The 11,048-nt window shown below is 73.1% G+C and carries 9 protein-coding genes; 3 read left to right on the forward strand and 6 right to left on the reverse strand.

Annotated elements, in window-relative coordinates:
* Positions 1-225: 225 nt before the first annotated feature.
* On the forward strand, positions 226-1,791 hold the full coding sequence (locus DQE82_RS19320; protein ID WP_113973399.1) for an aldehyde dehydrogenase family protein: 1,566 nt from the start codon (positions 226-228) through the stop codon (positions 1,789-1,791).
* Between the two features lie 177 nt (positions 1,792-1,968).
* Here DQE82_RS19320 and DQE82_RS19325 read toward each other — a convergent pair whose 3' ends face one another.
* Both DQE82_RS19325 and DQE82_RS19330 read right to left on the reverse strand, forming a co-directional pair.
* On the reverse strand, positions 1,969-3,126 hold the full coding sequence (locus DQE82_RS19325) for a GNAT family N-acetyltransferase (protein ID WP_233514718.1): 1,158 nt from the start codon (positions 3,124-3,126) through the stop codon (positions 1,969-1,971).
* A gap of 80 nt (positions 3,127-3,206) precedes the next feature.
* Positions 3,207-3,911 carry an amino acid-binding protein gene (locus tag DQE82_RS19330; protein WP_069089404.1) on the reverse strand — a complete coding sequence of 235 codons (705 nt, stop codon included), beginning with the start codon at positions 3,909-3,911 and terminating at the stop codon, positions 3,207-3,209.
* Positions 3,912-4,062: 151 nt separating this feature from the next.
* Between DQE82_RS19330 and DQE82_RS19335 the strand changes: the two genes are divergently transcribed.
* Both DQE82_RS19335 and DQE82_RS19340 read left to right on the forward strand, forming a co-directional pair.
* Positions 4,063-5,133, forward strand: coding sequence for a phosphotransferase family protein (locus tag DQE82_RS19335; protein ID WP_113973400.1), 1,071 nt, complete (start codon positions 4,063-4,065; stop codon positions 5,131-5,133).
* On the forward strand, positions 5,134-6,345 hold the full coding sequence (locus DQE82_RS19340; protein WP_113973401.1) for an acyl-CoA dehydrogenase family protein: 1,212 nt from the start codon (positions 5,134-5,136) through the stop codon (positions 6,343-6,345).
* A gap of 20 nt (positions 6,346-6,365) precedes the next feature.
* On the opposite strand, the gene DQE82_RS19345 is transcribed toward DQE82_RS19340, so the two are convergent.
* The 4 genes from DQE82_RS19345 to DQE82_RS19360 form a co-directional block, all read right to left on the reverse strand.
* Positions 6,366-7,412 carry a LacI family DNA-binding transcriptional regulator gene (locus DQE82_RS19345; protein ID WP_043325601.1) on the reverse strand — a complete coding sequence of 349 codons (1,047 nt, stop codon included), beginning with the start codon at positions 7,410-7,412 and terminating at the stop codon, positions 6,366-6,368.
* 84 nt (positions 7,413-7,496) lie between these two features.
* Entirely contained in the window at positions 7,497-8,930 is a 1,434-nt protein-coding gene (locus tag DQE82_RS19350; RefSeq protein WP_043325603.1) for a GH1 family beta-glucosidase, read from the reverse strand.
* Positions 8,927-9,727, reverse strand: coding sequence for a carbohydrate ABC transporter permease (locus DQE82_RS19355; RefSeq protein WP_197494916.1), 801 nt, complete (start codon positions 9,725-9,727; stop codon positions 8,927-8,929). The genes DQE82_RS19350 and DQE82_RS19355 overlap by 4 nt, the downstream gene beginning before the upstream one ends.
* Positions 9,728-9,832: 105 nt before the next feature.
* Entirely contained in the window at positions 9,833-10,813 is a 981-nt protein-coding gene (locus tag DQE82_RS19360; RefSeq protein WP_043325606.1) for a carbohydrate ABC transporter permease, read from the reverse strand.
* Positions 10,814-11,048 lie beyond the last annotated feature (235 nt).

Raw genomic sequence — 11,048 nt, forward strand, 5'->3', positions numbered from 1 at the left:
GGGAGCTGGATCACACCATCGATGCAGCTCGATATCGAGCCGACTCGTTCCCAGCTCAGCGGCATCGCGGTGACGACGAACGCGCCGCGGACGACCCCGTCCAGGCCGCCGCCGTCCTGGCATACGAGCGTACGGTTGCCCGCCCGCTCGGCACCGCGCGACAGTACGCCTCACCTGCGGTGCCATCGACGCCGCCGCTCCCCGGACGACACTGAGGAGATCGCGATGGCTCTACGACTCGCCGAGGGCACCTCCTGGTCCGACACGCTCGCCCGGGCGGTGGCCGCCACCCCCGAGGCCTTCGACACCACCTCCGACGGCGTGCCCACGCTCCACAATCTCGTCCAGGGGCAGTGGCGCGCGCTCGGCACACCGGCGCCGGTCCGTACCCCTGTCGACAACACCGTCCTCATCCACCTGGCCCGGCTCGACGCCGAGGCCGCGCGCGGCGCGGTCGCCCACGCCGCGGCGGCGCACCGGGAGTGGGCGCAGACCCCGCTGGCCGAGCGCGTCGCCCGCGTCACCGACGCGCTGGACGCGCTCACCGGGCACCGCGACCTGCTCGCCCTGCTGCTGGTCTGGGAGATCGGCAAGCCGTGGCGGCTGGCCTGCGCCGACGTGGACCGGGCGCTGGACGGCGTGCGCTGGTACGTGGACGAGATCGAGCGGATGCTCGCCGACGGCCGGGAGCCGCTGCCCGGCCCGGTCAGCAACATCGCCTCCTGGAACTACCCGATGAGCGTGCTGGTGCACGCCGAGCTGGTGCAGTTGCTGGCCGGCAACGCGGTGATCGCCAAGACGCCGTCCCAGGGCGGCGCGGTCTGCCTCACCGTCGCCCACGCGCTGATGCGCCGTGCCGGACTGCCCGCCACCCTGCTGTCCGGCAGCGGCGAGGAACTGTCCGAGGTGCTCGTCCGCGCGCCGGAGATCGGCGCGGTGGCGTTCGTCGGCGGGCGCTCCAACGGCGGCAAGGTCGCCGCCGCGCTGCTCGACTGCGACAAGCGGCACTTCATCGAGCAGGAGGGCCTCAACGCCTGGGGCATCTGGAACTTCTCCCAGTGGGACTCGCTCGCCGCGCACCTGCGCAAGGGCTTCGAGTACGGCAAGCAGCGCTGCACCGCGTACCCCCGGTTCGTGGTCCAGCGCGACCTCGTCGACGAGTTCCTCGACACGTACCTGCCCGTGGTCCGCTCAATCCGCTTCGGCCACCCGCTCGCGGTCGACGAGACGTGGCGGGCCGGCGACCCGCTGCCGGAGCTGGACTTCGGTCCGCTGATCAGCGCCGCCAAGGCCGAGGAGCTGCGCCGCAAGGTCGAGGAGGCGGTACGCGGCGGCGCCGTACCGCTGCACCGGGGCAAGCTCGACGGCGCACCGTTCCTCGACGGGCAGGACACGTCCGCGTACGTCGCGCCCGCCGTGCTGCTGGCCCCGCCCGGCCGGTCCCGGCTGATGCACGCCGAGCCGTTCGGCCCGGTGGACACCATCGTGGTGGTGGACACCACCGACGAGCTGCTGGCCGCGATGAACGCCTCCAACGGCGCGCTCGTGGCGTCGCTGGCCTGCGACGACGAGGAGCTGGCCGGCAAGCTGGCGGTGGACCTGCAGGCGTTCAAGGTGGGCATCAACAAGCCCCGCTCCCGGGGCGACCGGGACGAGCCGTTCGGCGGCCGGGGCGCCTCCTGGAAGGGCGCGTTCGTCGGCGGCGACCTGCTGGTGCAGGCGGTGACGGTGGGCGGAGACGGCCGGCTCTACGGCAACTTCCCCGACTACAGCAGCTACCCCGCCACCTGATCCCCGCGAACACGGACGGGGCCCCCGCATCGGGGGCCCCGCCGTGTCACCGTCCCCCGCATCGGAGGTCGGTCCGGGTGGCGCGCGAACGCGCCGGTTGCGGCCCTCCGGCCGGACCCCTCGGGCGTGCCGCGCCGTTGCGGCTCACCTCCGTGGTCCGGCCGGACGGCCGTCAGCTCATCCCGGCCGCTGCGCCGGCACGACCGCGCCGGCACGCGCGCCGCTACCGGCCACCGCCGGTGCGCCGGTCACCGCTGGTGCGCCGGTCACCGCGTCACCGCCGGACGCCGGCTCGCCCGTCGACGGCGCGGGAACCAGCGGAAGCGTCGCGGTCAGCACCGCGCCGTCGCGTTCCAACGCCACCGGCCGGTCCAGGCGGCGCAGCGTCCGCAGCATCGGGGTGTTCTCGGCCTGCACGTGCAGCAGCACCGCGGCGTACCCGGCCCGGTCGGCGTGGCCGAGCAGGCGGCGCAGCAGCGCCGAGCCCAGGCCCCGGCGCTGCCAGTCGTCGCGCACCAGCAGCGCCGCCTCGGCCTCGTCGCCCTCACCGAGCAGGTTCGCCATCGCCACGACCGGCTCCGCCGCCCCGCCGGAGCCCGCCGTCGCGAGCAGGGTCACGCCCCGGACCGGCTCCAGCAGCCGGCGCAGCCGCGCCGGCGCCGGGTCGGCCGCCCCGCTCAGGTAACGCCGCTGCCGGCTGCGCGGCGAGCAGGCCGCGTGCAGCTCGCGTACGCCGGGCACGTCCTCGGCCGTCGCCGCGCGCACCGACACCTCCCCGCCGTCGGGCAGCACCAGCGTGACCCGTTCGGTGTCCCGGCGGGCCAGCATCGCCGCCAGCTCGACCACTGCCTGCGCCCGGGCGTACTCGGCCGGGGTGAAGCTCGGCTCCCGGCGGCACAGCTCGTACGCCCCGCCGGCCGGGTCCGCGAGCGCCATGGTCGTGCCGCCCACCCCGCCCGGCGCGGTGGCCGGCGTCGGGCGCCAGGTCACGGTGTCGGCGCCGAGCAGCGTGCGCAGCGCCGCGCCGGTCGCCTCCGGGTCACGGGCCAGCCGTCCGGCGAGCCCGAGCACCCGGGTCGGCTCGTCGGCCAGCCCGCGCGCCTCGCTGCGCGCGACCCAGCAGTCCCGGCCCCGGCCGCGCTCCACGGCGGCCCGCAGCTCCGCCTCGGTGACCTGCTCGGGCGCGTCGACCAGGAAGTCGTCGACCGCGCCGGCCTCGGTGGTGTGCACCTGCACGCTGAGGATGTTGACCCCGCGCAACGCGAGGCTCGCCGTGAGCACCGACAGGTAACCCGGCCGGTCGTCCACGGTGGCTCGGATCCGCCACAGCGCCATGGTTGTCTCCCTTCCTCGGCACCGACCATGCCGTGCCCCTGTTGCGGGCCCGTTGCCCCGGGGTGACGCGGCCCGTCCGGTCAGGTGACGGTGGTCACGGGTGGCGTGCCGACCAGGTCCAGCCGGTCGCCGAGGATCACCGCGCCGGCGCGGACGATCTGGGCGAGCCGGTCCACCTCGGTGGAGTGGAACCCGGCCGCGGCCAGTGGCTCGCTGTGGTCGCGGGCGACCACCAGCACCAGGCCGGCCCGGCCGAACGGCGCGACCGCGTAGTGGTGCCCCTCCGGGCTGGTCATGGCCCGCGCCCGCAGCGGGGTCACCTCCGGCAGCCGGGGCGGCGCCGGGGCCCGCCAGCTCGCGTGCCCGATCGCGGCGACGCCCGCCTCGCCGCTGCGCGAGGCCCAGTCCAGGGGTACGACGGCGGCCACCGCCCAGTCGGCGGCGAGCAGCCCGGGTGCCGCGTCGACGAGCGTGGCCACCCCGTCGGCCGGGTTGGCGGCCACCTGGGCGAGCAGTTCCGCGTCCTGCCCGGTGGTGGTGGGCGCGCCGATCGCCCGCCACACGCCGTCCACCCGCACGCCGGGGATCGCGGCCAGCCCGGCGAGCATCCGCTCCACCCGCGCCGCGCCCGGCCACACCACAGTGAAGTCGTCCACCGCCCGGCCGCCGAGCCGTTCCAGGACCACCACCTGCACGATGTCGGCGCCGGAGACGCCGAGTGTCCGGGCCACCTGGCCGAGCGTGCCCGGACGGTCCGGCAGGGTCACCCGAACTCTCAGCAGCATGTCTGATCCCCTCCGCTCGGCGGGCCGGCCGAGCGGCCGGCAGGCTGGGGCCCAGCCTGCCGGTTGACCATTTCGCCCCTGTTGCAGCGGCATGTCCCGCCGGGAAAACCCCGACCTTGACAACAAAGCTGAGCTGCCATCAACTAATCGGATGACCGATCCGGCCGCCGCTGCCCGGCTCTCGGCCGGCTCGGCACCCCGCGGGCTCGACCTCGACCGGCTCGCCACCTACCTGGCCGCGCACCGGCCGGACCTGACCGGCCCCCTGTCGGCGCGGCTGATCGCCGGCGGCAAGTCCAACCTCACCTACCTGCTGCGCGCCGGTGACCGCGAGGTGGTGCTGCGTCGGCCACCGCTGGGGCACGTGCTGGCCACCGCGCACGACATGGCCCGGGAGCACCGGGTGATCTCGGCGCTCGCGCCGACCGGCGTACCGGTGCCGGAGGCGCTGGCGCTCTGCGCCGACGAGAGCGTCATCGGCGCGCCGTTCTACCTGATGGCGAAGGTCGACGGCGAGGTCTACCGGCGGCGCGAGCAGACCGACGCGCTCACCGCCGCCCAGCGGCGCGACCTCGCCATGGCGATGATGGACACGCTCGCCACGCTGCACCGGGTCGAGCCGGCCGAGGTCGGGCTGGCCGACTTCGGCCGTCCGGAGGGCTACCTGGCCCGGCAGGTACGCCGCTGGGCCGGCCAGCTCGACCGGTCCCGCAGCCGGCCGCTGCCCGGCATCGACGAGCTGCGCGACGCGCTGGCCGCCAGCTTGCCCGAGGGCGCGAACGCGGGCCGGATCGTGCACGGCGACTACCGGCTGGACAATCTGCTCGCCACCGTCGACCCGCCGGCGGTGCGGGCGGTGCTCGACTGGGAGATGGCCACGCTCGGCGACCCGCTGGCCGACCTCGGGCTGCTGCTGACGTACTGGGACGTGCTCGGCGACAGCGACCACGGCGAGGGCAACCCGGTGGCCGACGGCATCGGGCCGCGCGCCGGGTTCCCCACCGGGGCCGAGCTGATCGAGCGGTACGCCGGGCGCAGCGACGTCGACGTCGGCCCGCTGCACTGGCACGTGGCGCTCGGCTGTTTCAAGCTCGCGGTGATCTGCGAGGGCATCCACTACCGGCACACGCTCGGCCAGACCCTGGGCGAAGGCTTCGACCGGATCGGCGACATGGTGGCGCCGCTCGTGGCACACGGGCTGCACGCGGTGAGGGAGAGCTAGATGGAGTTCGCGTACGACGACCGGACGGTCGAGCTGCGGCAACGGCTGGAGGCGTTCCTCACCGAGTGCGTGTACCCGGCCGAGCCGGTGCACCACGAGCAGGTGCTCGCGGCCGGCGACCCGTGGGCCCGCCCGCCGGTGATGGCGGAGCTGAAGGCGCAGGCGCGCGAGCGCGGGCTGTGGAACCTGTTCCTGCCCGACGCCCGCTACGGCGCCGGCCTGACCAACCTGCAGTACGCGCCCCTGGCCGAGCTGACCGGCCGCAGCCCGCACCTGGCCCCGGAGGCGCTCAACTGCGCCGCGCCGGACACCGGCAACATGGAGCTGCTCGCCGAGTTCGGCTCCGAGGAGCAGCGCAAGCAGTGGCTCATGCCGCTGCTCGCCGGGGAGATCCGGTCCGCGTTCTGCATGACCGAGCCGGAGGTGGCCTCCTCCGACGCGACGAACATCGGCACCCGGATCACCCGCGACGGCGACCACTACGTGATCAACGGCCGCAAGTGGTGGTCGTCCGGGGCGATGGACCCGCGCTGCGAGATCTTCATCGTGATGGGCAAGACCGACCCGGACGCCGACCGGCACCGCCAGCAGAGCATGATCCTGGTGCCCCGGGACACCCCCGGCGTGACGGTACGCCGCGGCATGCGCGTCTTCGGCTACAGCGACGCCCCGCACGGCGGGCACGCCGAGATCGACTTCTCCGACGTACGGGTGCCGGTCGAGAACCTGGTCGGCGAGGAGGGCACCGGGTTCGCCATCGCCCAGGCCCGGCTCGGCCCCGGCCGGATCCACCACTGCATGCGCCTGATCGGCATGGCCGAGCGGGCCCTGGAGCTGCTCTGCCGGCGCGTGCTCGACCGGGTCGCGTTCGGCCGCCCGCTCGCCGAACAGGGCGTGGTACGCGAGTGGATCGCCGAGTCGCGGGTCCGGATCGAGCAGGCCCGCCTGCTGGTGCTCAAGACCGCGTGGCTGATGGACACCGTCGGCAACAAGGGCGCGCACACCGAGATCCAGGCCATCAAGATCGCCACGCCGCTGATGGCCGAGTGGGTGATCGACAAGGCGATCCAGGCGCACGGCGGAGCCGGGGTCAGCCAGGACACCCCACTGGCCGAGCTGTGGGCGGCGGCCCGCACGCTGCGCCTGGCCGACGGCCCCGACGAGGTGCACCGCGCCTCGCTGGCCCGCCGGGAGCTGCGCCGCTATTCCTGACCGGCTCCCGCCGGGCGTGGTCAGGCGGAGGCGCGGTGGATCAGCTCGGTGTCCAGCAGCACGTGCGGCGAGGGAACCTCCTCGCCGCGGATGCGGGAGACCAGCAGCCGGGCCATCTGCCGGCCCATCTCCTCCACCGGCTGGAACACGGTGGTCAGCGGCGGCTCGGCCTGACGCGCGATCGGGGCGTCGTCGAAGCCGATCACCGCGACGTCCTCCGGCACCCGGCGGCCCGCCTCGCGCAGCGCGCGCAACGCGCCGAACGCCATCAGGTCGGAGGCGACGAACACGGCGTCCAGTTCCGGGCAGACGTCCAGCAGCCGGCGCATCGCGGCGGTGCCGCTGCCCTCGCTGAAGTCCCCGTACGCGATCAGGCCCGGGTCGATCCGGCCGCCGGACGCCCGGACGGCCTCCTGGTAGCCGGAGAGCCGGGCCAGACCGGCGCCCATGTCCTGCGGGCCGGCGATGGTGGCGACCCGCCGGCGGCCCTGGCGGAACAGGTGCTCCACCGCCTGCCGCGCGCCGCCGACGTTGTCCATGTCGACGAACCACGCCGGCTGGGCGTTCGGGTGCAGCATCCGCGCCGGGCGGCCGCCGAGCACAGTCGGCAGGCCACGCTCCTCCAGCAGCGTGGGCAGCGGGTCGGCGTCGTGCAGCGAGAGCAGGAGCACGCCGTCGACGTGCTGGTTGGTCAGGTGGTGCTCGACCCGTTCCCGCTCGATCGGCGACTGCACCATGGCCAGCCAGAGCTGCATCGGCGTCTCGACCAGCCCGGAGCTGACGCCCCGCACGATGGCCGCGAAGAACGGCTCGGTGAAGACCCGCTCCCCCGACTCGGAGACGACCAGGGCCACCGAGTCGGTCCGCTGGGTGACCAGCGCACGGGCGGCGCGGTTCGGCACGTACCCCAGCTCGGCGATGGCCTGCTGGACGGCGGCCCGGGCCTCCGGGCTGACCTGCGGCGAGCCGTTGACCACGCGGGAGACAGTGCCGCGCCCGACGCCGGCGCGGGCCGCGACCGCGTCGAGGGTCGGACGCCCGAGCGAGCGGGTGCGCTGCGTTGTCATCGTCTGTTGCTCCTCCGACGGTCGGGCGGGCCCGGCACCGATTGAGGCGTCGGCGCCGGGCCGCCCGTTACTGGCTGGCCCAGCTTATTGTGCGGGCAGTCCGTTGCGTCGGATCACGTCGGCGTACCACCTGGCGCTGGACTTCGCGATCCGGGCCTGGCTGTCGTAGTCGACATAGACCATGCCGAACCGCTTCGTGTAGCCCCAGGCCCACTCGAAGTTGTCCATCAGCGACCAGGCGAAGTAGCCCTTGAGCGGCACGCCGGCCTCGATCGCGGCGTGCGCCGCCCGCAGGTGCGCGGCGAAGTAGGCCAGCCGGTCCGGGTCGTCCACCCGGCCGTCGACCAGCTCGTCGACGAACGCCGAGCCGTTCTCGGTGACGTAGAGCGGCAGGTCGGTGTACTCCCGGTGGACCCGCTCCAGCGTCTCCACCAGGCCCGGGGCGTCGATCTCCCAGTCCATGTCCGTCACCGGGACACCCCGGGTGACGAACCGGACGTCCTCGCTGCCCGGCCAGCAGGACGGCGCCCGCCAGTAGGGCTCCGGCTCCGCGCCCTCGACCGGCGCGGCGACCACGTGCCGGCTGTAGTAGTTGATCCCGACCATGTCCAGCGGCGTGGCGATGGTCGCCAGGTCACCGTCGCGCACGTGCCCCATGTCGGTGATCTGGCGCACGTCGGCGACCAGGTCCGCCGGGTACGCCCCGCGCAGCACCGGGTCGAGGAAGAACCGGTTCGCCAGCGCGTCGATCCGGCGAGCCGCGTCGGCGTCCGCCGCCGAGTCGGTCGCCGGGGTGACCGGGTACAGGTTGACGGTGATCCCGAGCTGCGCGTCCGGGCGGACCGCGCGGACCGCCTGCACGGCCAGGCCGTGACCGAGCATCAGGTGGTGCCCGGCCCGCAGCGCGTCCGCGCCGTCGCGGCGGCCCGGCGCGTGCACGCCGGAGCCGTAGCCGAGGAACGCCGAGCACCACGGCTCGTTCAGCGTGGTGAAGTACTTGACGCGGTCGCCGAGCGCGTCGGCGACCAGATGCGCGTACTCGGCGAACCGGCCGGCGGTGTCCCGGGCCGGCCAGCCGCCCGCGTCCTCCAGCGGCTGCGGCAGGTCCCAGTGGTAGAGCGTCAGCCAGGGCTCGATGCCGTGGCCGAGCAGCTCGTCGATCAGGCGGCGGTAGAAGTCCATGCCCTCCTGGTTGACGCCGCCCGTGCCGCCCGGCTGCACCCGCGGCCAGCTCACCGAGAAGCGGTACGACCGCAGCCCCAGGTCGGCCATCAACCGCACGTCGTCCGGCATCCGGTGGTAGTGGTCGCACGCCACGTCGCCGGTGTGCCCGGCCACCGTCCGCCCCTCGGTGTGGCTGAAGGTGTCCCAGATCGACGGCGCACGGCCACCCTCCGCCGCCGCGCCCTCGATCTGGTACGCGGCGGTGGCCGCGCCCCAGAGGAAGTCCGGCGGGAAGGTCAGGGCCGGACCGGCGTCGAGGAGACCGACGGCGGGCGGGCTTGCTGGATTGCTCACGACTTGACGGCGCCTTCCATGATGCCGCCGATGATCTGGCGGCCGAACAGAACGAACACGACGAACAGGGGCAGGGTCGCGATCAACGTACCGGCGAAGATCTGCGAGTTGTCGGCGAAGTAGGCGGTGTTGAGGCTGCGCAGCGAGATCTGGACGGTCGGGTTGGACGGGTCCGCCAGCACCACGAACGGCCAGAAGAACTGGTTCCACTGCTCCATGAAGGTCAGCAGACCCAGCACCGCGGCGGCCGGACGCAGCGCGGGCGCCACCACGTGCCAGTACACCCGCCAGGTGGAACAGCCGTCCACCCGGGCCGCCTCGATCAACTCGTTCGGTACCGCCTGCTCGGCGTACTGGCGCATCATGAAGATGCCGAAGCCGCCGATCAGGAACGGAACGGTCACCGACGGCATGGTGTTCAGCCAGTCGAGCTTGGCCATCAGGATGTACAGCGGCAGCACGCCGAGCTGGATCGGCACCATCATCGAGGTGAGGATGATCAGCAGCAGCGCGTTCTTGCCCCGGAAGCGCAGCTTGGCGAACGCGAAGCCGGCCAGCGAGCCGAAGAACACCGTCGCGACGGTGATCGTCCCGGCGACCAGGAACGAGTTCATCAGGCCCTTGAGGATGTTGGCGTCGCTGTTGGCGAGCACCCGCTCGATGTTCTCGCCGAGCTTGCCGCCGGGCAGGAACGGCGGCGGCCAGGAGTTGGCCGCGTCGTTCGTCCGGCTGGCGATCACGATCATCCAGTAGAACGGGAACAGGGAGAGCAGCACGCCGAAGATCAGGCCGATCATGGTGAGCGGGCTGGCCTTCCAGAGCCGCTCGGCCCGGTGGGTGGTCTTCACCGGCGCGCTGTGCCGGGTGGGCGGGCGGACCGCGGTGGTCGTCATCTCGTCACCTCACTTGTCGGAGCTGATGCGGCGGGCGAGCAGGTAGTTGATCGCCGACATCAACGCGATGAGCACGAAGAGCACGAGCGCGACCGCTCCGGCGTACCCCCACCGGAAGCGCTGGTTCATCACGTCGAGCAGGTACATCGTGATGGTCTGGAACTGCCCCTCCGAACCACCGGAGAGACCGCCCGAGCCGCTGGTGAACAGCAGGGGCTCGGTGAACAGCTGAAGGCCGCCGATGGTGGAGATGATCAGCGTGAAGATGATCGTGGGGCGCAGCTGCGGGACCGTGATCGACCAGAACTGCCGCCGCCGGGAGGCGCCGTCCAACGCCGCGGCCTCGTACATGTCCTTGCTGATCGACTGCATGGCGGCGAGGTAGATCAGCGCGTTGTAGCCGACCCACCGCCAGTCGACCATGGTGGAGATGGCGAACCATGAGGCGAAGCGGTTCGCCCGCCAGTCGATCGGGTCCAGGCCGATGCTGTCGAGCAGCCAGTTGACCAGGCCGAAGTCCTTGGCGTAGAGCATCGAGAAGATCAGCGCGACCACGGCGGTCGAGGTGATGATCGGCATCGCGATGGCCATCCGGAAGAACGTCTGCGCGCGCAGCTTCCGGTTCAGCGCGTTGGCGAGCATCAGCGCCAGCAGCAACTGGGGCACTGTGGAGAGCGCGAACATGCCGAACGTGTTGACCACCGCGTTCCAGAACTGCGGATCCTCGGTGATCAGTTCGACGAAGTTGTCCATCCCGACGAAGGAGATCGTCGGGTTCAGCGGCGACCGGTCGGTCAGCGCGATCCAGACCGTGTACGCGATCGGGTACACGCCGAACACGGCGAAGATCACGAAGAACGGCAGGACGTACAGGTAGGGCGAGTACTTCAGGTCCAGCCGGGTCATCGAGGCGGCGCGGCGGCGTGTGTGACGTGCGGAGCGCGGCGCGCCGGGCTCGGGCGGCGCCGCGGCGTGCAGGTCGAGGCTCATGGGGAGTCCTTCTCCTCGGCCGGCGTCACCCGCCACACGGGCGACGCCGGACTCTGCGGGCACCGCGGGTGGCGCCGGCAGCATGGGCTGCCGACGCCACCCGCGGGCGGCTCAACCGGTCACTTACCGGCGGCCGCACCGTTCTTCAGGGCCGCCTGCCACTGCTCGCCGGCCGACTTGCCCTGCTCCACGGCGCGCAGCGTGTTCTCCACGGCGGTGCGGACCGCGTTGTTCT

The sequence above is a fragment of the Micromonospora sp. LHW51205 genome (genome assembly GCF_003315815.1).
GTDB classification, from domain to species: domain Bacteria; phylum Actinomycetota; class Actinomycetes; order Mycobacteriales; family Micromonosporaceae; genus Micromonospora; species Micromonospora chalcea.

What these genes read in the sequence shown, in the direction of transcription:
- DQE82_RS19320 (WP_113973399.1), top strand. Translation starts at nt 226, where the DNA reads ATGGCTCTACGACTCGCCGAGGGCACCTCCTGGTCCGACACGCTCGCC.
- DQE82_RS19325 (WP_233514718.1), bottom strand. Translation starts at nt 3,126, where the DNA reads ATGGCGCTGTGGCGGATCCGAGCCACCGTGGACGACCGGCCGGGTTAC.
- DQE82_RS19330 (WP_069089404.1), bottom strand. Translation starts at nt 3,911, where the DNA reads ATGCTGCTGAGAGTTCGGGTGACCCTGCCGGACCGTCCGGGCACGCTC.
- DQE82_RS19335 (WP_113973400.1), top strand. Translation starts at nt 4,063, where the DNA reads ATGACCGATCCGGCCGCCGCTGCCCGGCTCTCGGCCGGCTCGGCACCC.
- DQE82_RS19340 (WP_113973401.1), top strand. Translation starts at nt 5,134, where the DNA reads ATGGAGTTCGCGTACGACGACCGGACGGTCGAGCTGCGGCAACGGCTG.
- DQE82_RS19345 (WP_043325601.1), bottom strand. Translation starts at nt 7,412, where the DNA reads ATGACAACGCAGCGCACCCGCTCGCTCGGGCGTCCGACCCTCGACGCG.
- DQE82_RS19355 (WP_197494916.1), bottom strand. Translation starts at nt 9,727, where the DNA reads ATGATCGGCCTGATCTTCGGCGTGCTGCTCTCCCTGTTCCCGTTCTAC.
- DQE82_RS19360 (WP_043325606.1), bottom strand. Translation starts at nt 10,813, where the DNA reads ATGAGCCTCGACCTGCACGCCGCGGCGCCGCCCGAGCCCGGCGCGCCG.